The sequence below is a fragment of the Staphylococcus sp. FSL W8-0056 genome, from assembly GCF_037963075.1.
GTDB lineage: Bacteria > Bacillota > Bacilli > Staphylococcales > Staphylococcaceae > Staphylococcus > Staphylococcus aureus.
The window spans coordinates 2,654,467-2,679,418 of sequence record NZ_CP150142.1 but is presented as its reverse complement, the minus strand read 5'-3'; the positions used below and the strand labels follow the sequence as shown (position 1 = coordinate 2,679,418).

The window sequence follows — 24,952 nt, the reverse complement described above, 5'->3', positions numbered from 1 at the left end:
AACTAATCTCCTTTCTTATCATTTTGTGATGGATGAAGAATCTTAATATTTTGCGTTATATCATTCGTCGCCTCATCTAACGCTTGTTTAGGATTCTTACCATTTGAGATAAATATGCTTGCATTGCCCATCGGTTCCCAAACTTGTCGCATTTCAGGAATATTAGGCATCGGTTCAGCATGACGTGCTTGCTTTTCAAACACTTTTAAATTTGGATTAGATGATTTCACGTCAACACGTCCAGTAATTTCGCTCATTTCATCTGTATATTTTTGTAATGTATCTTTACTAGTGATATACAGCATTAAATCTTTAGCCCAATACTTATGTTTACTATATTCAGATAAATACCAACCACGTACACCGAGAAATGGTTTCATAGGTTTGCCACCATCTGTAGGTAATGTTGTTACTCCTAAATCTTTACCAAACGTTTCTTGATATTCATTAATGTTCCACGGTCCAGTGACAAATTGTCCTACTTTTCCTTCTTTAAAAAGACCAATCATGACATCATGTGTTGCTGCCTTAGGAAGATACCCTTTGTCGTACCATTTTTGTAATCGTTCAGCATTTTTGACGACATGTTTTGAATTTAGTCCTAGCTGATGAATATCATATTCACTGCCATTTTTCTTGAAAATATAATCATCATTGCCGAATAAAAACGGATAATTAAAATAGAAATTTTTAGCATCAAATAACATACCGTATTGTTTCTTTTTACTATCAGTTAGCTTGGCAGCATTAGCTTCAACTTCTTCTAACGTTTGCGGTGCATTTTTCACTAATTTTTTATTATAGAAAAGTGCGGTTGTTTCTACGATAGCTGGCAATGCTAGTTGCTTATTGTCATAATTCATCGCTTTAAGTGCTTGCTTATTGAAACCTTTCAACTCATCTTTTGATAATTTGATTTCAGCAGCTAAGCCTTGTAGATAGGCACTTCCAGTATTATCATGTGCTAAGAAAAAGATATCTGGACCTTTTCCTGCAGGAGCGTCTAGCGAAATATTTTCTAGTTGATCATTTTGACCAATATTTACAAGCTTTACTTTGATGCCAGTTTTTTTAGTATATTGATCCGTAATTTTTTTATAAAACGCCATTTGCTTGTCGCCATCCACCCACATCGTAAGTTGGTTAGGCTTGTCTTTAGAATTATCTTTATTCAATGCTTTATCAATATCTTCTTTCGAACGATTAGGGCCACATGCAGTTACGATTAATAACATTACCACGGCTAACGTGATACATTTTAAAATTTTAGACATGAATACTCCCCCTTAGACGATACGATTTCCTGTTTTTTCATCAAAAAAGTGACACTTATTCATATCAAATGCTAGTGTAATCTTGTCGTTCGTCATCACTTGGGTTCTTGAATCTAATTTAGAAATCAATTCCATTCCTTGGAATGTACTATGTACCATGATTTCTGAACCTAACAACTCGGATACAACTACTTCAGATTCAAATTGTGTCTCTGGAGAAGTTTGAATAAATATTGGTTCTTCATGAATGTCTTCAGCTCGAATACCTAAAATAATTTCCTTGTCTAAGTAGCCAGCAGCTTTTAACTTTTCAAATTTTTTATTATGTAATTTAAAATGATGTGTTCCTACCTTCAATCCGTCCATTTCAACTGTAGCATTCAACATATTCATTGCTGGTGAGCCGATAAATTGCGCCACAAATATGCAATTAGGGGCATCATATATTTCTCTAGGTGTGCCGACTTGCATAATGTCGCCATCTTTCAAAACAACAATTCGACTAGCCATCGTCAATGCTTCAGTTTGATCATGTGTAACATAAATTGTCGTAGTATTAAGTCGCTTATGTAATTTCAATATTTCTGTGCGCATTTGTACTCGAAGCTTCGCATCAAGATTCGATAATGGTTCATCCATTAAAAAGACTTTCGCATCCCTAACAATAGCTCTGCCCAAAGCAACACGTTGACGCTGTCCACCAGATAACGCTTTTGGTTTACGACCAAGATACTCAGTTAATCCTAATATTTCAGCTGCTTCATTGACTTTTTGTTCAATCTCTTTTTTATTTACTTTACGTAGCTTTAGCCCAAATGCCATATTTTCAAATACAGTCATATGTGGATATAATGCATAGTTTTGAAATACCATCGCAATATCTCTATTCTTTGGTTCAACATCGTTCATGCGTTCCCCATCAATATAAAAATCTCCAGATGTGATAGACTCTAGTCCAGCAACCATTCGTAATGTTGTTGATTTACCACATCCCGATGGTCCAACAAATACAATGAATTCTTTGTCAGTAATATGTAGATTAAAATCTTTCACTACAGTATTGTTGTTATCATACGTCTTTTTAATATGCTCTAACTTTAGTTCTGCCATGTTATGCCTCCCATACTTTGTTTACAGTTTGATTGTGCAATACACTTTGTGAAAACGTTTGCACAAATACTTACATAAATCATATATTCAGTCATTATTAATGTCAATCATAAATTGTAAACGTTTACATTACTGTCAGAATTAAACTTTTATACAGAAAATTGATATAGTACACAACTATTTTCTAGTGTGACAATAATGTTTTTTTATGTGCGATATTTCACTGCCAATGCTAACAACCTTGTCTTACATTTTAAGTAATATCTAAATCAAACAAGTATGACTTAGCATTACGATTTTCATTGAAAAAAGCAACCATTATGTAAGTATCATACTCACACAATGATTGCTTAATTTTTTAGACTGCGGGCACTCTTCTATAACTACAAATCATATAGGCTACGTTCCCCATCAGGTAACTGCTCGATAAACGGTTTAGGATCTTCTGCATATGCATTACCTACGCCACCCTTCATTCTTTGAAAATGTAAATGTGCGCCTGTCGTTTGTTTACCTGTATTGCCTGAATATGCAATAATATCACCTGCTTTAACTCGATCACCTACTTTGACATTATATTTGTCTAAGTGTAGATACCACTGGTGATATTCTCCATTGTCTTCGGCAATCTGTAATACCTTGCCGCCTAATTCATTATTAAAGATACGTGTTACTTTACCATTCGTCGGCGCTTTAATTGGTGTACCTTTTGGCAATGCAAAATCAATGCCATAATGCTTACCATCAAATGGTGAATGTTGATATTTGCCAAAAGTCTCAGTAATCCTACTCCCTCTAAAAAAGTCTTCCCATTTTGAGTGTCCTTGTCCTTTATGATTTTGTGTCAATTTATCGGTATATTGGTTAAACCATTTTTGAATGTCATCTATATAAATAATCGTAAATAATAGTGAAAGAAAAATGATAATTGTTGCCAAAATACGTTTTGGTCGCTTTGTCATAGTGGCATCCATCCTTCATATATTTTGGGTATTAAGTATATATTCTAAATCAACTATTTCATAATTAAATGCACTCATACTTTAGTAGTACTGCCAAATATAGATGAAGAAAATGATGGTAATTTGAATATTTTGATTGATATTAAATTTTATATCGAGTATAATAATTATACTTAAGAAAATAACAGAAACAGAGGAGAATTTTCAAATGGCAAAAGTATTATATATTACAGCACACCCTTTTAATGAACTGGTATCAAATTCTATGGCGGCTGGTAAAGCATTTATCGAAACATATCAACAACAACATCCTGATGATGAAGTGAAACATATTGATTTATTTGAAACTTATATTCCAGTTATTGACAAAGATGTATTAACTGGTTGGGGAAAAATGAGTAATGGCGAAACGTTAACTGATGATGAACAAATGAAAGTTTCAAGATTGAGTGACATTTTAGAAGAATTTTTAAGTGCAGATAAATATGTATTTGTAACGCCTATGTGGAACCTTTCTTTCCCACCTGTAGTTAAAGCATATATTGATGCTATTTCAATTGCAGGTAAAACTTTTAAATATTCTGCTGAAGGACCACAAGGTTTACTAACTGACAAAAAAGTATTACACATTCAATCACGTGGTGGATATTATACTGAAGGACCTGCTGCTGATTTTGAAATGGGTGACCGTTATTTAAGAACAATTATGACATTCTTAGGTGTGCCATCATATGAAACAATCATTATTGAAGGACACAATGCCGAACCGCATAAAACTGAAGAAATTAAAGCAACTAGTATTAATAATGCTGAAAAATTAGCAACAACTTTTTAAATTTTTAATTACACTGTGTGACTCCTCAACGTCATGCAGTTTTTTATTGTATCTCTTTTCCGCTTTTTATAAATATCTATTATTTTCATAAATTTAAAATTTGATATTCACTTTAATACTGATGTAAATATTTTTCAAAATATATTATTATAGTGTTAATGAAGTATTTTGAGAAACGGTGGGAATGTATGAAAGCACATAAAATTTTCTGGTTAAACTTAGCAGCAATTATTATTATTTCAATTGTAGTCAGTGGCGGTATGTTTTTGGCAATGAAGTGGGAACAAATTCATTTGAAAGATGGTCTTAAAAAAGTACTAAGTACGTATCCTATTAAAAACTTAGAAACGCTTTATGAAATTGATGGTCACGATAATCCCCATTATGAAAATAATGATCAAGACACATGGTATATAGAATCCTCTTATTCAGTTGTTGGATCAGATGAGCTTTTAAAAGAAGACCGTATGTTGTTAAAGGTAGATAAGAACACACATAAAATAACTGGTGAATATGACACAACTACAAACGATAGAAAAGATGCTACTGACTCGACATACAAAAGTTATCCAGTAAAAGTAGTTAATAATAAAATCGTTTTCACAAAAGACGTAAAAGATCCCGCGCTGAAACAAAAAATCGAAAACAATCAATTTTTGATTCAAAGTGGTGATTTAACAAGCATTTTAAATAGCAATGATTTGAAAGTCACACATGATCCTACCACTGATTATTATAATTTATCTGGTAAGTTGTCGAATGATAATCCAAACGTTAAACAATTAAAACGTAGATATAATATTCCCAGTAATGCATCAACAAAGGTGGAATTAAAGGGAATGAGTGATTTAAAAGGCAATAATCATCAAGATCAGAAACTTTATTTTTATTTTTCAAGTCCTGGAAAAAACCAAATTATATACAAAGAAAGCCTTACTTATAATAAATTAAGTGAACATTAATACTTATGATGTAATTATAGAAATAACCAAATCATTTATTATCGTTTAACATATTAAAATCACACATTATAAAAACGCCTCACATCATTCATTTAATTGTACCGAATCACATCAAGTTAGATTTTAGACTAACTATTGTGGTGTACATCAAAAACGAATTTGTGGGGCGTTTTATATTTTACAAAGGCGACTAGCGTTTCTTATAACAACTTCAACATTACTACACTCAAGCATCACTCTAAAGTTTGAAATCGAACCCTTTCGTTCAACAAAAATCAAAATCCACTTCAAACTATATATCAAATACATAAATTATCTTGTGATACTATCTCGATCATATCTATAGTATGCATTTGTGTTTGCTTTCACTGAATGATATGTTTCATCAGTTAAGTATAAACTGTCATCCTTTAAGGTAACTTGATAACCTTTCTTCCGTGCCAACCAGGCAATATCTATATAATTTTTTCCGGCGATTTCATAACTTCTTAAATCTTCAATATGCACACTAACTTCAGGGAAAATGATTCTAATAACACTTTCATCAACCCAATATTTGTCATGCATCCACCGCACTTGTTCAGCATATAATGGCAACTGCATATCATTGAAATATACTCGATGGGTGTCATTATCGTATATTTTCGGACTAGGTAATGGTTGTTTTCTAATTGATAATACATCGCCACCTATCACTGTGCCTTCCCTCGTATCATCAGCACCTCCCGACGCGTCACGTGTATTCAAGTCAACCTGTAACCCATGTACATCTCCAATATAGGCATCTGGTTTATGTTCCATTGCATGTCCACGTGCAATCAATGCTAATATTGTAGATTGTGAAAATTGAGGCTCCCATTCAATGCGATTAGGATGGCTACTATAAATTCTAGGTTCATCTATAGCCTGCTGAATATCCATGCCAAACACTAATACATTGATTAATGTTTGCGCAACACTAGCAATGATACTTATGGCACCAGGTGCACCTACTGTTAATATCGGCTTCCCGTGATGCATCACAATCGTTGGAGCCATGTTACTTAGTGGTCGTTTATATGGTGCAATTTCGTTAATACCACCATCTACTACATCAAAGCCATCCATTGTCGTATTCAATAACACACCGTAGCCTGGAATCGTGATACCTGAACCATAAATCATACCAATTGATGTCGTAAATGAAGCAATATTACCTTCCTTATCAATCACACAAAAATGAGTTGTTTCGGTATGATTTTCTTCAACATCTGTATGACTAATGCAATCAGACACAACACCATGCTCTATATCAATATTTGCTTTATTGCTATTAATGAGCGTACTGCGTGCTTTTAAATAATCGTCATCAATTAATGACTGTACAGGCACCTCATGAAAATTATCATCCGCCAAGTATTGCGCGCGATCACTATATGCTAAATGCATCGCTTGTATCAAATGATGCAAGTAATCGACAGATCTTGGACCCATAGATGGTAAATCGACATGTTCTAATAACTTCAATATTTGAATGACCGTGATACCGCCAGAACTAGATGGTCCCATTGAATAAATGTCATAGTCTTTAAATGTCGCACTGATTGGCGCTTTAATCTGAATGTCATAATTGGCTAGATCCTCTAAAATGATTGTCCCACCACATGCTTTAACAACATTGACTAATTGTTTCGCAATGTCACCTTTATAAAATGCATTAAACCCTTGTTCTCTTAATATTTGAAATGTCTTACCTAATTCGGGTTGTACAATCCAATCACCTTCACGCCAATATTGATTTTCATGCGTAAATACTTGTGCCGTTTCATGATACTTTGTCAATCGTGCGTGTTGCTGGCGCGAATATTTTTCAGTAGCCCAATTGGCTGCATGACCTTCAATGGCTAGTTCAATTGCAGGATTAATTAAATCTTCCAATGACAATTTAGCATAACGCTTGTGAATATAATCAAACAGCTTTGGAATTGCTGGCACAGCGACAGTTTTACCATGTGTAGTCATATCAAAAAATGATTTATATTCGCCTGAATCATCTAGATAAAATTGTTTGTCTACATGTTCAGGTGCTGTCTCACGTGCATCAAACGCAGTTATACTGCCAGTACTTTGCTCATAATATAGCAAGTACCCGCCACCACCAATACCTGATGCAAATGGTTCTACCACATTCAATGCCAGTTGAATTGCAATCACGGCATCCATGGCGTTGCCACCTTGATCTAATACATCCTTACCAATTTTAGCCGCAAGAGGATGTGATACGGAAATTAACCCTTCTTTAGATGTTTTTGTCTGTTTGTCATTTAAGTTAATGACCATACTATATCCTCCTACTTTCTGTTAAATATTTAAAACATTATTGATTAATGGCTTTTTCTACTTTTTCTAAATCTTGACGTTGCTCGTTACCAGTATCGACAAGTGGTGTAATCGGTGATGCAATTTTAAATTTATCGCCACGATAAAACTTAATAAATTGATCCTGATCTATCGCATTAACTACTGCTTGTCTCAAGTTTGGATGCGTCTTAAATATACCTTTTTTAATATTTAGCATTAAAAAGACTGACTTGCGTCCATTTTTGCGAATAATGCTTAAATTTTTATCCGACTTAATTAAATCAAAATGTTTTTGATTCACATCTGCCAACATATCAATTGAATGATTTCTAAGTTCTGACAATGCATTATTCGGATCACCATTAAACTTCAATGTAATATTTTTAATTTTAGGTGATCCATAACTACCTTTTTCTGTTTCGTTGAATCCTGGATTACGTTGAAACGTTGCTTGATATGCATTTTTCTGTGTCATAATGTATGCGCCACTTGCATAAAGCGCATTTTTTCCATCTGAATTTGCAGGAATTGTACTGCTATCCCCATATCCTTTTGGATATTCTTGATTTACTTGATTAACAAATTTTTTAGATAAAATGCCTGCCGAAGAGTGTGTTAAGTAATTTACCTCTCGAGGCATCGATTGATCTGTCGTAATTTTAACAATTTGATAAATACCGTCTTTATTATTTACTTTTTGACCATCTGTCGTTAACGATTTGACGTTATAAGCTTTAATCAACTTATCATAGATTGATTTATCATCCTTGTCTTTCTCTTTACGCAACTGATCGATGTCCTCATCTTTTAATATCTTGATGTCATTTATATGTTTGTGCATATTGTAAGTATTATTGTTAGGCACAGACTTTTTATCACGTGCTCTATCTAAAGAAAACTTAACATCTTCAGCCGATACACGCTCTCCAGTATTACGTGCTTGTCCATTGACCACTTTCGCAAAATAATCATCATCTCTTAACAAGAAATAAAATGCTTTATTGTCCTTATTCACAGCATAATCACGACTTAACGAACCTTTCGTTGTTAAGTGATCATTTTCATCTAATAATAATAACCTTGTGTACATATTCATATTAATTGAATATACTGACGGCGCAATTGAACGTATTGGATCCAATGTAGGAATTTCACCATCTTGTTGTGTCATCACAAGTGGCCGCGTATCTCGTTCTCTACTATTGTTGTAATCAAATTGTTGCCATATTAATGCACGTGAATTTGGCAATCCAACACTATTTTTATCTAACACTTTATTGTCATATACTAAATTCTTTTTTGATCCATATAAAGGCGCCATATACCCTTTATCAAATACAACTTCATCTTCAATTTGCTTATATGTTTGTTTAACATCTGCTTCATTTTGAGTAGAAGCTTTATTTAACAACTGGTCTACATGTTTATCTTTCAATAAACTATTTGATCCTGTAGAACTAAATAATGCCGTCATAGCATAGTTCGGGTCACCAAACACTGTCATCCAGTCATCAATTTGGATATCATAATTGCCGGCTTGACGTTGTGTACGATAGCTACCATAATCTGGTTGGATATTCATCTTCACGTTAAATCCTGCATTTTCCAATTGATCTTTAACGATATTCATATCATTTTCATAACTTGCTTGTCCTAGGAAATGTATTGTTGGTCGCTCGCCTTTCACTTCAACTTTCGATGACTTTTGAGCCACTTCTGATTTCGTAGGGACACCACAACCACTTAATACCAACGCTAAAACTATAATTGCGATACTAATGATTTTCTTCACATCTATCCCTACCTTTTTAATGAATTCTTGGATCTAGTGCATCACGCACTGCATCACCTATAAAATTAAATGCTAAAACGACGAACATAATACAAACACCAGGTACAATAGCTAAATTACTGTGCGTTTCCAAGTAGTTACTACCGGTACGTAAAATGTTGCCCCATTCAGCTACATCAGGTGCAACACCAAGTCCTAGGAAACTTAAACTACTTGTTGTTAATACAACCACACCTATATTTAATGAAAAACGTACAATCATAGGCGCAATCGCATTCGGTAAAATATAACGCCATATGATATTCCAAGTGTTTTCACCAGTGATACGTGCTGCATCTACATATTCCATGCGTTTAATTTCTAAAACACTGGCACGCATTGTCCGTGCAAATGATGGTATATTACCGATACTTAAAGCAATAATTAAATTTGGAATACTTGCTCCAAATGATGCAATAATTGCCACCGCTAACAATAATGATGGAATTGCAAACACTACATCTAAAATTCGCATTATTAAATTATCAATATGATTAAAATAACCTGCGATAGTGCCTAGTAACACACCAAAAATAACTGCAATAACTACTGAAATAATTGAAATTGAAAATGTCAGCTTCGTTCCTACAACTACGCGTGTAAATAAGTCTCTACCGAAATCATCAGTACCAAACGGATAGGCTAGACTCGGTCCATGTAACAGTGCATTGAACTGATTTTTAGTAGCCAATGTCGTATCAAATGTAAATTGTGACACAATTGATAATGTCAGCATGTAGACTAAAATAAGTAACCCGATAATCGCAATACGATGTCTAGTAGTTTTTCGTATAAACGATTCCCACCCGTTATAACTATGTATTTGCGATGTACGTTGGTAACGTCTAATACTTACAAACATTAATAATGTAAATACGTTGCCTGTTAATGCCATCAACAATAACAACACTTCGACGATACGTCGCCATAGGTCATGATGCTTCCATGTTTGTTCCGTTGTTAAAATGATAATTAAAATGATGGTTAAAATGATTAGCAATGTTTCAGCAATATAGAACGTATCGGCCACATAACCTTTAAAAAGATTTAATGCACTCGTTAACATAACTAAAATATAAGTTGCTATAGCATAACTTGCGAATAGTTTTAAGGAAGCTATCTTTGTTGTAAGTTTTACCATATGCCTCACTTCCTTTCGTTAATTTCACTACGTAATTTTGGATCGATTAAAGCATAAAATATATCAATAATTAAGTTTGCTAAAGATATTACAATTGATATATATACGACCCCACCCATGACTGCTGGGATATCAGGTATTAGTTGTTTTTGGACGATATAACGACCGATACCATTAATGTTAAATACTTGTTCCGTCACTGCTGAACCGCCTAGTAACTCTGCCACTAGAAGACCAACTAACGTTACAATTGGAATAATGGCATTTTTCAAAATATGTTTAATAACAACTTGTGTCGTCGATAATCCTTTTGCATAAGCAGTTAAAACATAATCGCTGCGCATTACTTCAAGTACAGAAGACCTTGTCATACGCGTGATAGAAGCAGCAATACTTGTTCCAATGACAAGTACAGGTAAAATCAACGATATTGGATGTTCTGGCATATAAGATGGTGGCAAAATATCCAATTTCAATGAGAACGCTAAAATGAATAATAGCCCTTGCCAGAAACTTGGAATAGATAAACCAATTAATGCAATTATCATTAACGTGATATCAAGCCAACTATTTCGCTTCATCGCACTGATAATACCAATTGGTATTGCAATAATTAATGCCACAATTAGCGCTAATACTGCGACAATTATTGTAATTGGAATTCTTTCGCCAACTGCTTTAGTCACAACCTCATTCCCTTTGTAAGTCGTACCTAAGTCAAAGGTAAAAACACCCTTGATGGTATCCCACAATTGAATAAAATAAGGTTCGTTAAGATGATGTAATACATTGAATTGATGTATCTGTGCCTTTGTTGCATTTTGTCCCAGTATGCTATAAGCCGCATCAAGCGGTGAAAAATACAGAATGGTAAACACACTGACAATAACACCAATGATGACAATCACAGCCATGACAATTCGCTCAAAAATATATCTAACTAATGGCTGTAAATAAATAGTCAATAAGATGAACATCGGCAAGGCCAATATTACTTTGATCATGATGAACTTATGAAATAATAAATTTTCAAAGTATGTTGAAAAATGTGCTTGTTCAATATTCTTTGAACTCGTATTAGAACTTTGTGCCTTGAATATTTTTAATGCTTCTTTATGTATTTGTGTGGATGACTTTTGCTGCGATAAATATTTATATTTTTGATGTAACGCTCGTTCAATTTCTGAAATTTCAGAATTATTAGCGTAAAAATTTTTTCTCTTAGCAGAAAAGAAAAACTTTATCACTGCATATAAAAATATTGGCAAGCTTAATACCGATAATACAAACTTGTAAAATGCCTTGTGATACAACGACTTAAAAGATTCTAAATAAGTAATTATGATAATCACTCCTTGTAAAATAATCTTGAGTAGATTACTATGATATACAAAAGTATAGAATAAATTTACACATTTGTGAATAGGGAGGCACAACATCATGTCAAATTTATTAGAAGTCAACAGTCTGAATGTACAATTCAATTATGATGAAACTACAGTTCAAGCGGTAAAAAATGTCTCTTTCGAATTACGAAAAAAACATATCCTAGGTATTGTTGGTGAATCAGGATCAGGAAAAAGTATTACTGCTAAATCTATTTTAGGGCTACTACCAGATTATCCAGATCACACATTAACAGGAGAAATTATTTTTAATGGGCAATCGTTAAATAATTTATCAACTTCAGCGTTACAACAAATTCGAGGTAAGGATATTTCAATGATTTTTCAAGATCCACTCTCTTCGTTGAATCCAAGATTAACGATTGGCAAACAAATTACAGAAGTACTATTTCAACATAAACGTGTATCTAAATCTGAAGCAAAGTCGATGACAATAAACATTTTAGAAAAAGTAGGTATAAAACATGCAACTCGACAATTTGATGCTTATCCACATGAACTTTCTGGTGGTATGCGTCAACGTGTCATGATAGCAATGGCATTGATTTTAAAGCCACAAATTTTAATCGCAGATGAACCAACAACGGCATTAGATGCCAGTACACAAAATCAATTACTGCAGTTAATGAAGTCCCTTTATGAGTACACAGAAACATCTATTATTTTTATCACTCACGATTTAGGCGCTGTGTATCAATTTTGCGACGATGTGATTGTAATGAAAGATGGAAGTGTCGTTGAAAGTGGCACGGTTGAAAGTATTTTTAAATCGCCACAACATACCTATACAAAACGCTTAATAGATGCGATTCCTGATATTCATCAAACGCGTCCGCCAAGACCGTTAAACAATGATATTTTATTAAAATTCGATCGCGTGAGCGTGGATTACACATCACCGAGTGGCAGCCTATACCGAGCAGTTAATGATATTAACTTGGCTATTAGAAAAGGCGAAACATTAGGCATTGTCGGTGAATCAGGGTCAGGGAAATCGACATTAGCTAAGACGGTCGTCGGTCTAAAGGAAGTGTCAGAAGGCTTTATTTGGTATAACGAATTACCATTAAGTTTATTTAAAGATGATGAATTGAAATCTTTACGACAAGAGATACAAATGATTTTTCAAGATCCATTCGCATCTATTAATCCAAGATTTAAAGTCATTGATGTGATTAAACGACCACTAATCATTCATGGGAAAGTCAAAGATAATGATGACATTATTAAAACTGTCGTATCGTTGTTAGAAAAGGTTGGCCTAGATCAAAGTTTCTTATATCGCTATCCACACGAATTATCTGGTGGGCAACGTCAGCGTGTAAGTATCGCGAGAGCACTTGCTGTAGAACCTAAAGTGATTGTTTGCGACGAGGCAGTGTCCGCTTTAGACGTTTCAATTCAAAAAGATATCATCGAGTTATTAAAACAATTACAGTTAGACTTCGGCATCACTTATTTATTCATCACACATGACATGGGTGTTATCAATGAAATATGTGATCGCGTTGCAGTTATGAAAAATGGCGAAATCGTTGAACTGAATAACACAGAAGATATTATCAAACATCCGCAATCAGACTATGCAAAGCAACTTATTTCAGAAGTAGCAGTTATTGCTAAATAAAAGTCATGCGTTGTGTAACTTTATCACTGTATGGTCTGGAATAAATCGGGCAACCTCTGATGTGTTATGTTAGATGACTTTGTCATACTAACTATATTGTGCTAAGTTAGGGCTCGGCACCATATCAAGTTTTAAGTGCCTTGCCATGATTTAAGGGTCACACCCATACTCTGGGCATTTTGACGCCAGAATAAATCCCCCGCCACTATGTGAAGTGCGGGGGATTATTTATATTTTATTAGAATATTCAGATTTTCGAGTGTGTCAACTTAGCTTAGTCAATGTATATTTAACATCAATTACTCTTTTTCTTTCATAATTAACACATTCAAATAAATGACATTTAATACTTTTCTCGATTAATTTTCTTTTTTAATTCTATTTTTGATTTAATAATGCTATATTTCGGTATTTTAAATTTATAATACGTGTGTTTTCTTTTCAAAATAATAGCAGTTTCTGAGAAGAAATATATTGTCGACTTTTAGATTATCTTTCAATAAGCTCTTTTATTGTGGTTTCTCTCCAAATATCTCATCCAAATTTTTATTCAACACCGAACAAATATTTTTACATAGTGATAGAGAGGGGTTATGTACACCCTTTTCTATAAGAGATATTGTTTGTCTAGTTACTCCAACTTTATTTGCTAGCTCCTTTTGAGTCATAGATAGTGAAACTCTAGCTATTTTCAAATTATTTTTCACTTTTAATTATTCCGGCTTCTTTTTTTTATAAGATTAACTAGACATATATAACCAAAATAAATAATTGGGAAACCAACTACATATGTAAAAAATTGTTTACTTAATCCATTAATGTAGAACATTATGACTGAAGTTAAAATATATACTACACTCATTACTAACAAATCATTTTTCTTCATAAGGTATCACCTCTTTTTGACTTTCTAACAACCATGTTTCTAACGTGGTTTGATTAAATGACTGTGCTTTTCGTTTATCTGTAAAACATCCATCTTTTAACAAATAAATATTTTCTGAGAGTTCTAAAATTGTATTAGGCAAATGACTAGTGAAAATTATTATCTTTTCTTTAGAAACTAATCCCTTTAAAATTCGTGTGAAATTTTTTTGAGCAACATGGTCAAGGGCATTAAATGGTTCATCTAATAATAAAACATTTGAATCTACTAATAACATAGAAGCAAAATTTAGTTTTTGCTTCATACCACTTGAAAAATTATATACAGGTATATTTAGATCTTCTATATTCAAACCTACATCTTTAATAGTTTTCTCAATAGTTATTTGATCTATTTTCCGATTATATAGGCTACATATTAAGTACAAATTATCTTTAGCACTTAAATTTTCATAAAAAAAGGGATTTACTGGTGTGTAAAAAATCTCTTTTTTTAGTGTGCTATTTTCAAAAATACTTTCACTATTTAAATATACATCACCTTTTGTTGGCATCAATATACTACTAATAATATTTAACAAAGTCGTTTTACCTGCCCCATTTACTCCCACTATGCAATTGATGCTCCCACTTCTAAACTTAGCATTCACATTATTCAAAACCATTTTTGAATTAGTAAATTTTTTTTGAAGATTATTTAAAACTAGCATGATACACTTCCTTAATTTATGGTTACATAAACTTCTAATAATGATGCGATTATTGTTAATACAATAACAGTTATTATTGTTGTTACAAAATTATGGAACATCTTATTTTTTATTTTATTTTTCTTTACCATTCTTTGATAAAGGTATGATAAAAAACCTAATGAGAATGTTGAAGCAATTAAAAGTGCTAAAATCTCAAATATAGCGTGTGGCGCTAATACTAATAGAATAGATTTTAATTGATTGCTATAGATTCCATGTGCTATAAAAAAGCCTAACATCCCAGAATTTATGAGTAACATACCTATATTTAACAGACCAAGTGTCAGAAAACCAAATATTGCAGAGAAGAAATAAATTAAATTATGAAAGAAAATCTCTTGTAAATTTAAATCTTGAGCAACTATCATTTTACCTAAATCAATATTTAATAAGTAATAAACCAAGCATCCCAATAATCCGCCTATTATTAACACCAATATATTAAAAATAAAAATTTTTTTGTATTTAATACTATAAATATAAATCCCTCTTTCTCCAAGACTTTGTTATTTTTTGTTTAGAAAACCTAATAAACAACGAAACAAGTATTAAGGCTAAAATGTTGAAAATAATTATAAAAATCATTATGTCAATATAATTACGTTGAGATAAGTAACCTACAAATAGAATTAAAAAATATGATGACGATAAAAAATTCTTAACTTTATCAAAAACAGTATCTTCAAGAAAAATTTGTTCTTCAAAAGACTCTAATTCACTGTAATGTTGATGATTGAAATGTGGAGATAAATACGAAGGTAATAATGATAAATTAGGAATTATTACTGTATTGATGATTATTATTTCAAATCCAATTATATATAAATATATGTCTTGATTTAAAAATATTGCTAATAAAATAATAGCAAGTATTGTTTCTTTAAAACCAATAAAGCGAATTAGAGATAATTTAGAATCGTAAATTTGTTTAAAATCAGTGTTTGACATCCTATACAAACCGATACTTTTTCTATCTGAATCAAAACGTAATGATTTAGTAAAAAAATCCGTCCCCGCAGAAAAACTATCACGAGTTATAGTGTTTAATATCAAAATAAAAATAACTGCATTAGCTAACTGATTATATGCCATCTGTGAAAAATAGATTAAACACCCTAAAAAGAACCATATTGAATAACTAATATAGAAGAAAGGTTTATGTAAATTAACTTCTTCTTTGTTACTTATCCAGTGTTTTAGCTGTATTGTTGTTATAGCTTTTATTGAAATTGGCAACGAAAAATTAATATTTGTTGAAGATAGATAGATATCTTCTTTTCTATACCAAAACCCTATTTTATTAAAATAATATAACGCTATAAATAAAGCTATTGTAATAATCACAAATGATATATTCACAAAGTTTAATCTCATAAAAATAGTGTGAGGTGATATATAATCTAATAATTGCATAACTTTTTCATTAATAATAATGACTTCGTTCTTTATATCCTGAAAATAACTATACCATTCAAAAGTTTTCTTACTTTTTATTACATATGTCGAAAAAACTAAAAAGGGCTTTATTAATAAATTTACTAAAAGAAATGAGACGACAAATCCAATAACAGAAACAATGCTTCCCATCATAAAATTAAAAACACAATAGTGATAAGAAAATAATTTTTTTGTGCTTATGACTTTAATATTTATAAAAATAATTTGAATTACATAAGAGATTGTTGAAAAGTATATTAGTGCACAAAAAACCTTGAGGTTAAATATAAAAGGACTAATATGATATAAACTAATAGCCATACCAACTATCAACAAATTAAAATATCCAACAAACTTTTTTAAAACGTCTGAAGCATATATCAAGTTAAAAATGTCAACTTCTCTCAAACTAGATCTATATAACAGCTGTTTATCCATTGGATTGATCAATAATTTAGTTCTAGGTATTAATGGTATAAATACAATGTAAATAAACATACTCGCATAGAAATAATATTCTATAAAATCAATATAATCACTGAAATAGTCAGCTAACATAATAGTTGAAATAAATAATAATAGTGACGAAAAAATCAATTTAATTAAAAACAGTATTTTTGTAGTAACATTAAGTCGGGACCTTTTTACAATTTCAAATTTTCTACGGATAAAATATCTAAGATTAAATTTTAAATAGGTATAAAATATTGAATTATTCATTGAATCTCCTTTTTTAAAAAGAGGCTTTCCCAAAAAAGAAAGCCTCTCTTATAAAGAATTAGATTATCTTTTACCAAGCAGCTGTTTTTCGTACGCCCCAACGTTTGATAAATCTCATTACTGTTGCACGACCAAGAGCTGCAACCGCAGTACCAGCGCCACCACCAAAAGCAATACCAGCAACAGCTAGCGCGTTCCAAACACTACTTCCATTATATAAGGCAGTAATAAATGTAGTTATAGCTGAACCTTTGATTCCTGTCCAAGCTATTTTTTTATGTAATTTTAGCATAGGCCTTCCACCTCCTTCTCAAAAATATTATATAATATTTTTTTATATCTTAAAAGTAATATGTTATTTTTTGCGTAAATTCAATATATAATTTACATTTTGCAATACATATCTTACTTTTATTCTAATACGCATTTCCATCGTTGGTGTTGATAGTCAGTTTAATATGATAATTAGTCTTCAGTACTTTTACCATTTTAAATTTACTATTTTATAATATCTATGAGCTCTTTCTTAGATGCTGCGCGAGCTGGTATCCATCCAAAAAGAAGTCCAATTAATATCGACACACTAACCGCAATTATGACAGAACTCAAACTTACTACACTTTTAATATAATCTGGTGTTAATACATCAATTATTGTTGCAAACACAACACCTAAAATAAGTCCAATAAAACCACTTGTCACACATATTAAAATGCTCTCTATTAAAAATTGTAGTTCAATATCTCGACTTTTTGCACCAAATGCACGTCGTATCGCAATTTCTTCTGTTCTTTCAGCTACAGATATATACATGACATTCATAACTCCAATACCAGCAATAAAAAGTGAAATACCGGCAACAGCTGCTACAAAATAAGTAATACTATCAAAAATTTTATCAATACTTTTGATAATTTCTTCAGTGTCTGTATATGTATACTCACCTAAAACAGAGCCCGATCCTTTTTTATTTAATAGTGATTCTACTTTTTTAACTACAGTTTTTTTATTGTAACCATCTTCAATAATTATCTGTAAGGTAGGCAGACCTTGATGTAAGTGTCCCATATAGTAGTTGAATGTATTTTCAGGCATTATAACGGTAGATGAGTCAGAATATAGTTTATCCGTAATTCCTATGACTTCAAATCCCTGTCCCTCAATATATAGCGATTTACCAATAGCATTATTATTGAATACAGTTTTTGCTACTTGATCATTTATAACCACTATTTTCTTACGTAATTCATTATCCTCTTTATCAAACCCTCTACCTACTTTAAAAGAGTGTAAATTTTGTTTTTTTATAATGAAGATGTCACTTTTTTTCTGGACATTAGTTATTGTGGCTTCAATTCCTTCTTCTTTATTTTCCTTTAGCTTCGCATCTAGTACGCCATCAACTTGATTTACCAACTCTATATCTCTTTGATTAAAAGGATACTTTTTGATTTTCTCATCAACTTTAAAAGTAAAGCTAATCAACGCTTCTTGTTTTCCGGCGCCAGCATCTGAAAATTGATCAGCAGCAGTTTTTTTAAAGCCATTTCCCAAAGACATTATCGTAATAACAGAAGAAATACCGATGATTATACCTATCATTGTAAATATATTTCTACCTTTATTTTTCAATATTGATTTAAAAGCTATTGTAAAAATATTTAAAACTTTCCTCATTTAATCACCTCTTCATGTTGTATACGACCATCCAAAATATGAATTATTCGATCAGCTTTTTCTGCTACTTTACGATCATGTGTGACTAAAATAATTGTAGTATGATTATCTCGGTTTAATGATGTAAATATGTCCATAATAATTTTAGATGTATCTGAATCCAAAGCACCCGTTGGCTCATCTGCAATAATAAACTTTGGATTATTTATAATGGCTCGCGCAATTGCAACACGTTGTTGTTGACCGCCTGATAGTTTACTAGGAGTAAAATCACCTTTGCCATCTAGGCCTACAGCACTGAGCACAGTCATAACTTTATTCTTTCGTTCTATCGTATTCATATTTGTATATACCAGTGGCATACTTATATTTTCTAAAATAGTATTATTATGAATTAGTTTAAAATTTTGAAAAACAAATCCAACTGTTTTATTTCTTATGTTTGCCAATTGATTATCAGATTGTGTCTGATAATTACTTCCTTCAAACAAATATTCACCATGATACTCTCGATCTATAAATCCTAAGATATTAATCAGTGTGCTCTTCCCTGAGCCTGATGGTCCCATAATCGCTATGAATTCACCTGCATTGATATGTATATTAATGTCTTTTAAAACTCGAATATTTTTATCACCGTTTTTAAAAGTCCTATAAACATTCTTTAATTCTATCATGACGAAATCTCAACCTTATCACCATCATTCATTGTACTTTTAGGTTGTTTAATTAACTTGTCTCCAGGTTTTAACCCCTTTTCTACAATAATGTCACCATTGATTCTTTTTATACGAATATTCCGTTTTTCCACAATACTATTTTTATTAACAATAAAAACATTATTGCCTTTTGTTAATACTGATTTAGGTATTTTAATCGCATTTAATGGGACTTTAATTTCCAACGAATAACCTGCACGTATTGGTAGACTAAGATCATCAATTATAACTCCATACTTTGATAATTCAGAGTTGTTATTACTCTTAAATATTGGAGATGCCGAAATCGATTTTGAATTTGCTAATTCCCCATCGTTGTTACTTTCTGGTAAATGCAGGGCATCATTTTCGTGAAGACTTAAATTCTCTTCATAACTAATAGGCAACTCAGAGATTTGTTTTATAATCCCCGCTCCTGTTTTACCCGTACTCGTAATACTTAAGTTAACTTTGTCTCCTTTTTTGACTTTGTTTAAATCAAACTCCGTAACAGACGTTTTAATATGAGACTCCTTTGAAATGAGATACAGTATAGGTTGATTATCACTGTCATTATCTATATTCTTGATCATAATCTTGCCATCAAATGATGCATACATACTATCCCTATTTTGACTATCATACTGATACAATTGCTGTTGAGCTTCATATAATGTCTGCTTATATTCAATTAACTTCTTCTGTATCTCTCGATTGTTTAAACCTTTAGTAATGTTTAAATAAACTTCTGTAATAATATGTTGAGTATCATTTATCTTATCAACAAGTTGCTGTCGTTTATTACTATTTATTTTATAATTAATTAACATGTCTCCTTTTTTGACTGTTTGCCCGTCCGCTACTTGCACACCCAAATATGTTCCAACCTGATTATTTTTATAATATGTTTTAACTTCACGTGGATATGCCTTACCTTGTAAATCTAATTGTCTTTCTTTTTCAACCGTATATGTATTGTATGCTTCTTTACTCTCAGTTCCATAGTTAAAATGTTTCAAAATTTGTGATATCGTAATCAATACTAATAATACACAAATAACAATTAGCCATTTCCTTTTACGCCTCAATTTATGTCCTCCTATAAATGTTAAATACTCTTCAAACCATTTTTTATACTTAGTTTTAATAAAATATATTTTTTATATTATTTTTATGATAAAATATAGGAGAATTATATCATTAGGAGGTCTATATGTCATTATCAAAACTACCTTTGTTTAATCACTTTGCAAATATCCGCATTCAACCAAAGTTAATCATTAAGCTGTTTCTGACTTTGATAATAATTGTTACATATACATTTGTTAGTGGACTATCTGTGGACTATAAAAAGTTATTGAGTGAAGCAGGACTCTCAGAGACATCATTAGCACAAATAAAAATTTTTAGTCAAATTAGTATTTTTTTCTCAAGAGTTTTCAGCGTATTATTTACATTTTTAATCATTCTAGTTATCTCTAGAATTATGCGCTCAGATGCTAATACAAAATCTATATTCTCTGCAACGTTAAGCTACATACTGTTTACAAATGCTATTAGTTTAATTATACTTACCATCCAAATAAGTGCCGGTTTATCATTAATTGACTATTCTATTACTAGTTTAAATATTTTTGCTAAAGGAAATCGCATTCTGGGTACTTTCGACTTACAATTTTTTGTACAAGCATACATACTTACAGTCATGCTAATTGGTACGTCGAAACTTTCTATACGAGCATCCACTATTTGGGGTATTATATATCTTATTTTAATTATCACTTTTTCTTTGATTAGTATTAGCATTCAGTGATATTTTCAGATAAAATGTCTCTATTAATTAATAAGTTTAAAACAAGGAACATTCGTTATATTCTTGATAAGATGAATTTAACAAATGAGCCTTTTCTAATGAAATAATAATGCCCCCTACACTAATCTAGCGAGGGGGCTGAATCATTACACACCGTATTTTTCAGTTGTTTCTGCCACGAAAGATTCAATGGCTTTTCTTGCTTTACGCTTTTCTTTCAATGGCAAATCACCAATCATTTTTTTAAGGTGATGTGGGTTTACAACACCACTATACTGGTAGTCATTTGAAATTGTTTTTAGGGCTTGTTCATCGATAGATCTCTCTCCAGCAAATCCTTTGAACTCCGCTTCTTTTTTAATACTTTCGAAATTAACATATTCTTGATCGATATCATCATCCTTATTTAAAGAAGGTACAACATTGTCGATGAATTCTCTAATTAGATCTCGTTTTAACCTCAATGTCGGATCATCTGCATGATCTAAAATGCGTCTAATTTGTTCTTGGTTACGACGTTGTTCCGCTTTGTCTTCAAGATCAATTTGTCTCAATATATTCATAATATAATTCACATTAATCGTATCATTACGCATCATTTCTATTTCGAAATCAATATCATTTAAAATGGATACTTTATTTTTCTCAGCCGTCGCTCTTTTTACTTGATCGTACACAGCTAAATATTTACTTTTATAGTCTTCATTCTCTTGTTCATCCATTCCAATTTCATCAATTGTAAACTCAAACTCGTCAAATGCTTTTAAACGTAATATTATTTTAGCTAATAAACGATAAGCTTCAACAAAGCGCTTTAGCTCTTCTTCATCTTGAATGTCATCAACCATGTGTGGTGTCGGCACAATCATTTTAAGCTCACGATAAGCGTCCATAAATTCTTTTTTATACTCTTCATAACTGCGCATTAAAATTGTATCCGTATCATTTGTTTGTGAGAATACTCTCAGTGCATCGTCTGTCTCTTTTTTCAAGTCACGATAGTTTACAATTTTACCAAATGGCTTTGATTCTTTTTCAACCCTATTTGTACGTGAATACGCTTGAATTAAATCATGATACATTAAATTCTTATCAACATATAAAGTGTTCAGTACTTTACTATCAAAACCAGTTAAGAACATATTAACAACGATTAAGATATCAATTTTACTATCTTTAACGCCCTTTTTAACGTTTTTTGAAATATGATTAAAATACTCATTAGTTGTGTCTGTTGAAAAATTCGTCTCGAACTTTTTATTATAATCACTAATCATTATCTCTAATTTTTCACGTGAATGATATGGCACTTCACCATCACGATCATCTTCATTAGGTTTAAACGTAAATATACCAGCTATCGTTAACGGTTGTTCCAACTTTTTGTTAAGTCGCTTAAATGTCTCATAATATTTAATAAGCGCGTGAATACTTTGGACTGTAAATATACTTGAATATTGACGATTACGTGTATATTTATCATGATTATTGATGATATGTCGTGTTACTAATTCCACACGTTTATCCGCTAACCATACTTCTTCCGTATCAATTGCTTCAACCATGCTGTTATCTTCTGCTTTTAAAGCTTTATTTTTAAAAGTATTAATATAGTCAACTGAGAAACCAAGTACATTACCATCATGAATGGCATCTCTAATTAAATACGTATGTAAGCATCTACCGAAAATATCTGCAGTTGTTCTACCATCTTGACTACTATTTTCTGGAAAACGTGGCGTACCAGTGAATCCAAAGTATTGGGCATTTTTGAAATGTTGTTTAACTAGACGATGCATGTCACCAAATTGACTGCGATGACACTCATCAATAATAAATACAACTTTATTCGTTTTATACTGTTCTAATAAATGGGCATTCCCTTGAATCGCTTTAGCCATTTTTTGAATCGTCGTTACAATAAGTGGCAAACTTTTATCATTTAGTTGGCGTACCAGTTGCGAGGTATTAAAAGTTTTGTCTACAGCACCCTTAGCAAATTTATTAAATTCCTCTTCTGTTTGACTATCCAAGTCTTTACGGTCAACCAAAAAGATAACTTTCTTAATGTCATCTTGCTGTGATAAAATCTGACTCGCTTTAAAAGAAGTCAATGTCTTACCACTTCCAGTTGTATGCCATACATATCCATTATTCCCTGTCTCAGTCGCTTGTTGAATAAGTGCTTCTACCGCATACACTTGATACGGACGCATTGCCATCAGTATTCTATCTGTTTCATTAATAATCATATAGCGCGATATCATCTTAGCTAATTGACAGGGTCTCATAAACGACTCAGCAAATGATTGTAATGTATTGATTCGGTTATTCTGTTTATCACTCCAATAAAACATGTGACTCTTCAATAGTTCGCTATCATTATTAGAAAAGTATCGCGTTTCAACACCATTACTAATGATAAACATTTGTATGTAGCGGAATAAGCCTGTGTAATTTTGTTTGCGGTAACGTTTTACTTGGTTAAACGCCTCATTAATATCAATACCTCGACGTTTCAATTCAACTTGGACAAGGGGTAGTCCGTTGATTAATATCGTTACATCATAACGTGCTTTATATGTATCCTCGACAGATACTTGATTCGTCACTTGAAACTTATTTTTACACCAACTTTTCTTATCTAAAAACGACAAATAAATCTCAGACTCATCATCACGTCTAAGTGGTAATTTATCACGTAAAATACGGGCACTCTCGAAAATACTTTTCCCATCAATCATCGTTAACAGACGTTGAAATTCTTTATCTGTTAAGGGATTGCCTTCTAATTTGTCCGCATGACGCTCATTTAAAATCGTTCTAAAATTATCAAGCAATTGCTTATTATCACGTATCGTTACTCTTTCGTAACCCAATTGTTCAAGTTGATTCATCATTTCATTTTCTAATGCGTATTCACTTTGGTATGCCATTCATATCCCCTTCCATACACTTTCTATTGCTCTAAATATATCATAAACTTTAATGAAAAATGTTTGTTTTTTATCTTCAAACGTAAATTTATTCTAATTTTATTGTCTTATCTTTTAATATTTGTCTTTGAGGTAAGTCGTATACTAAAATTTGAATACAAATAATCAAATCATTGATAAATTTTTTGTCTACGATTAATGGAGGGACTTGAATGGTGTTAATTACCTATCAAATCATTTTATTTTTTATTATTAGTCTAAGTTACTATTTAACTTTAAATCATTACATGGCAGTCACTGTAGGTAACTTCACTTCAATATTCGGCATGTTCGCAGCCATACTCTTTATGTACTACTACCTACTCTATAAAAGTCCCGAATACAATCAACGCAAACGATTTAAACATTTCATTCATATCACTAATTTGATAATAATTGCTTTTAGCACCTTCGTATTAGTTCATTTAGCATTAAAATTATTCTTCAGCATTTAATTTCCATCTATGAAAAAAGCAAAGCTCAAACCTGAACTTTGCTTTAATTTGT

At 31.7% G+C, this 24,952-nt stretch carries 21 protein-coding genes and 1 pseudogene; 5 read left to right on the top strand and 17 right to left on the bottom strand.

The window, feature by feature from the left end; all coding sequences use genetic code 11:
* Nucleotides 1-2 precede the first annotated feature (2 nt).
* The 3 genes from NSS86_RS13400 to NSS86_RS13390 all read right to left on the bottom strand — a co-directional run bounded on the left by NSS86_RS13400 (nucleotide 3) and on the right by NSS86_RS13390 (nucleotide 3,346).
* The gene (locus NSS86_RS13400; protein ID WP_000034961.1) at nucleotides 3-1,274 is read right to left on the bottom strand and encodes a maltodextrin ABC transporter substrate-binding protein; all 1,272 of its coding nucleotides are present in this window, start codon (nucleotides 1,272-1,274) and stop codon (nucleotides 3-5) included.
* 12 nt (nucleotides 1,275-1,286) lie between these two features.
* Nucleotides 1,287-2,384, bottom strand: a complete 1,098-nt coding sequence (gene ugpC / locus NSS86_RS13395; RefSeq protein ID WP_000818915.1) for a sn-glycerol-3-phosphate ABC transporter ATP-binding protein UgpC — start codon at nucleotides 2,382-2,384, stop codon at nucleotides 1,287-1,289.
* 383 nt (nucleotides 2,385-2,767) lie between these two features.
* Nucleotides 2,768-3,346 carry a M23 family metallopeptidase gene (locus NSS86_RS13390; protein ID WP_000166920.1) on the bottom strand — a complete coding sequence of 193 codons (579 nt, stop codon included), beginning with the start codon at nucleotides 3,344-3,346 and terminating at the stop codon, nucleotides 2,768-2,770.
* 208 nt (nucleotides 3,347-3,554) lie between these two features.
* Between NSS86_RS13390 and NSS86_RS13385 the strand changes: the two genes are divergently transcribed.
* Both NSS86_RS13385 and NSS86_RS13380 read left to right on the top strand, forming a co-directional pair.
* Entirely contained in the window at nucleotides 3,555-4,181 is a 627-nt protein-coding gene (locus NSS86_RS13385; protein WP_001151451.1) for an FMN-dependent NADH-azoreductase, read from the top strand.
* Between the two features lie 188 nt (nucleotides 4,182-4,369).
* Nucleotides 4,370-5,143 carry a tandem-type lipoprotein gene (locus tag NSS86_RS13380; protein WP_000643619.1) on the top strand — a complete coding sequence of 258 codons (774 nt, stop codon included), beginning with the start codon at nucleotides 4,370-4,372 and terminating at the stop codon, nucleotides 5,141-5,143.
* Nucleotides 5,144-5,455: 312 nt separating this feature from the next.
* Here NSS86_RS13380 and ggt read toward each other — a convergent pair whose 3' ends face one another.
* The 4 genes from ggt to NSS86_RS13360 are packed head-to-tail and all read right to left on the bottom strand — an operon-like array spanning nucleotide 5,456 to nucleotide 11,939.
* On the bottom strand, nucleotides 5,456-7,462 hold the full coding sequence (ggt, locus tag NSS86_RS13375; RefSeq protein WP_000236427.1) for a gamma-glutamyltransferase: 2,007 nt from the start codon (nucleotides 7,460-7,462) through the stop codon (nucleotides 5,456-5,458).
* Nucleotides 7,463-7,499: 37 nt separating this feature from the next.
* Nucleotides 7,500-9,275: an ABC transporter substrate-binding protein gene (locus tag NSS86_RS13370; RefSeq protein ID WP_000720816.1), complete on the bottom strand. Its 1,776-nt coding sequence runs from the start codon at nucleotides 9,273-9,275 to the stop codon at nucleotides 7,500-7,502.
* A 16-nt stretch (nucleotides 9,276-9,291) separates the two neighbouring features.
* Nucleotides 9,292-10,455, bottom strand: coding sequence for an ABC transporter permease (locus tag NSS86_RS13365; protein ID WP_000240113.1), 1,164 nt, complete (start codon nucleotides 10,453-10,455; stop codon nucleotides 9,292-9,294).
* Nucleotides 10,456-10,460: 5 nt separating this feature from the next.
* Nucleotides 10,461-11,939, bottom strand: a complete 1,479-nt coding sequence (locus NSS86_RS13360; protein WP_001796914.1) for an ABC transporter permease — start codon at nucleotides 11,937-11,939, stop codon at nucleotides 10,461-10,463.
* On the opposite strand from NSS86_RS13360, the gene NSS86_RS13355 reads away from it, so the two are divergent.
* The gene (locus tag NSS86_RS13355) at nucleotides 11,896-13,488 is read left to right on the top strand and encodes an ABC transporter ATP-binding protein (RefSeq protein ID WP_000067352.1); all 1,593 of its coding nucleotides are present in this window, start codon (nucleotides 11,896-11,898) and stop codon (nucleotides 13,486-13,488) included. The genes NSS86_RS13360 and NSS86_RS13355 overlap by 44 nt on opposite strands.
* Nucleotides 13,489-13,752: 264 nt before the next feature.
* Here the strand turns inward: NSS86_RS13355 and NSS86_RS13350 are convergent.
* From NSS86_RS13350 to NSS86_RS13310, 9 genes and pseudogenes are all read right to left on the bottom strand, one after another.
* Nucleotides 13,753-13,824: pseudogene (locus NSS86_RS13350) on the bottom strand (hypothetical protein); the annotation flags it as partial.
* 173 nt (nucleotides 13,825-13,997) lie between these two features.
* Nucleotides 13,998-14,195, bottom strand: a complete 198-nt coding sequence (locus NSS86_RS13345; protein WP_000794565.1) for a helix-turn-helix transcriptional regulator — start codon at nucleotides 14,193-14,195, stop codon at nucleotides 13,998-14,000.
* Nucleotides 14,196-14,360: 165 nt separating this feature from the next.
* Complete coding sequence (locus NSS86_RS13340) at nucleotides 14,361-15,083, bottom strand: ABC transporter ATP-binding protein (RefSeq protein ID WP_000960712.1); 723 nt, start codon at nucleotides 15,081-15,083, stop codon at nucleotides 14,361-14,363.
* An 11-nt stretch (nucleotides 15,084-15,094) separates the two neighbouring features.
* Nucleotides 15,095-15,559, bottom strand: a complete 465-nt coding sequence (locus NSS86_RS13335) for a stage II sporulation protein M (protein WP_001793228.1) — start codon at nucleotides 15,557-15,559, stop codon at nucleotides 15,095-15,097.
* A gap of 37 nt (nucleotides 15,560-15,596) precedes the next feature.
* Complete coding sequence (locus NSS86_RS13330) at nucleotides 15,597-17,315, bottom strand: hypothetical protein (protein WP_000517850.1); 1,719 nt, start codon at nucleotides 17,313-17,315, stop codon at nucleotides 15,597-15,599.
* A gap of 37 nt (nucleotides 17,316-17,352) precedes the next feature.
* On the bottom strand, nucleotides 17,353-17,574 hold the full coding sequence (locus tag NSS86_RS13325; protein ID WP_000915920.1) for a putative cyclic bacteriocin: 222 nt from the start codon (nucleotides 17,572-17,574) through the stop codon (nucleotides 17,353-17,355).
* A gap of 206 nt (nucleotides 17,575-17,780) precedes the next feature.
* Nucleotides 17,781-18,959, bottom strand: coding sequence for an ABC transporter permease (locus NSS86_RS13320; protein WP_001233397.1), 1,179 nt, complete (start codon nucleotides 18,957-18,959; stop codon nucleotides 17,781-17,783).
* Nucleotides 18,956-19,636, bottom strand: coding sequence for an ABC transporter ATP-binding protein (locus tag NSS86_RS13315; RefSeq protein WP_000571407.1), 681 nt, complete (start codon nucleotides 19,634-19,636; stop codon nucleotides 18,956-18,958). Before NSS86_RS13315 ends, NSS86_RS13320 begins: the two co-directional genes overlap by 4 nt.
* On the bottom strand, nucleotides 19,633-20,745 hold the full coding sequence (locus NSS86_RS13310; protein ID WP_001253190.1) for an efflux RND transporter periplasmic adaptor subunit: 1,113 nt from the start codon (nucleotides 20,743-20,745) through the stop codon (nucleotides 19,633-19,635). The genes NSS86_RS13315 and NSS86_RS13310 overlap by 4 nt, the downstream gene beginning before the upstream one ends.
* Nucleotides 20,746-20,870: 125 nt before the next feature.
* Here NSS86_RS13310 and NSS86_RS13305 point away from each other — a divergent pair, with 125 nt between their 5' ends.
* Nucleotides 20,871-21,470, top strand: coding sequence for a hypothetical protein (locus tag NSS86_RS13305; protein WP_000059051.1), 600 nt, complete (start codon nucleotides 20,871-20,873; stop codon nucleotides 21,468-21,470).
* Between the two features lie 146 nt (nucleotides 21,471-21,616).
* Here the strand turns inward: NSS86_RS13305 and NSS86_RS13300 are convergent, their stop codons facing one another.
* A complete protein-coding gene (locus NSS86_RS13300) occupies nucleotides 21,617-24,406 on the bottom strand; it encodes a type I restriction endonuclease subunit R (protein WP_000331330.1) in 2,790 nt (929 codons plus the stop codon).
* Between the two features lie 212 nt (nucleotides 24,407-24,618).
* Here NSS86_RS13300 and NSS86_RS13295 point away from each other — a divergent pair, with 212 nt between their 5' ends.
* Nucleotides 24,619-24,900, top strand: a complete 282-nt coding sequence (locus tag NSS86_RS13295; protein WP_001550030.1) for a hypothetical protein — start codon at nucleotides 24,619-24,621, stop codon at nucleotides 24,898-24,900.
* The last annotated feature ends 52 nt before the right edge of the window (nucleotides 24,901-24,952 follow it).

Coding starts and splice junctions, on each gene's coding strand:
- NSS86_RS13300 (WP_000331330.1), bottom strand. CDS start 24,406: ATGGCATACCAAAGTGAATACGCATTAGAAAATGAAATGATGAATCAA.
- NSS86_RS13390 (WP_000166920.1), bottom strand. CDS start 3,346: ATGACAAAGCGACCAAAACGTATTTTGGCAACAATTATCATTTTTCTT.
- NSS86_RS13400 (WP_000034961.1), bottom strand. CDS start 1,274: ATGTCTAAAATTTTAAAATGTATCACGTTAGCCGTGGTAATGTTATTA.
- NSS86_RS13365 (WP_000240113.1), bottom strand. CDS start 10,455: ATGGTAAAACTTACAACAAAGATAGCTTCCTTAAAACTATTCGCAAGT.
- NSS86_RS13295 (WP_001550030.1), top strand. CDS start 24,619: ATGGTGTTAATTACCTATCAAATCATTTTATTTTTTATTATTAGTCTA.
- ggt (WP_000236427.1), bottom strand. CDS start 7,462: ATGGTCATTAACTTAAATGACAAACAGACAAAAACATCTAAAGAAGGG.
- NSS86_RS13325 (WP_000915920.1), bottom strand. CDS start 17,574: ATGCTAAAATTACATAAAAAAATAGCTTGGACAGGAATCAAAGGTTCA.
- NSS86_RS13305 (WP_000059051.1), top strand. CDS start 20,871: ATGTCATTATCAAAACTACCTTTGTTTAATCACTTTGCAAATATCCGC.
- NSS86_RS13340 (WP_000960712.1), bottom strand. CDS start 15,083: ATGCTAGTTTTAAATAATCTTCAAAAAAAATTTACTAATTCAAAAATG.
- NSS86_RS13355 (WP_000067352.1), top strand. CDS start 11,896: ATGTCAAATTTATTAGAAGTCAACAGTCTGAATGTACAATTCAATTAT.
- NSS86_RS13380 (WP_000643619.1), top strand. CDS start 4,370: ATGAAAGCACATAAAATTTTCTGGTTAAACTTAGCAGCAATTATTATT.
- NSS86_RS13320 (WP_001233397.1), bottom strand. CDS start 18,959: ATGAGGAAAGTTTTAAATATTTTTACAATAGCTTTTAAATCAATATTG.
- ugpC (WP_000818915.1), bottom strand. CDS start 2,384: ATGGCAGAACTAAAGTTAGAGCATATTAAAAAGACGTATGATAACAAC.
- NSS86_RS13315 (WP_000571407.1), bottom strand. CDS start 19,636: ATGATAGAATTAAAGAATGTTTATAGGACTTTTAAAAACGGTGATAAA.
- NSS86_RS13385 (WP_001151451.1), top strand. CDS start 3,555: ATGGCAAAAGTATTATATATTACAGCACACCCTTTTAATGAACTGGTA.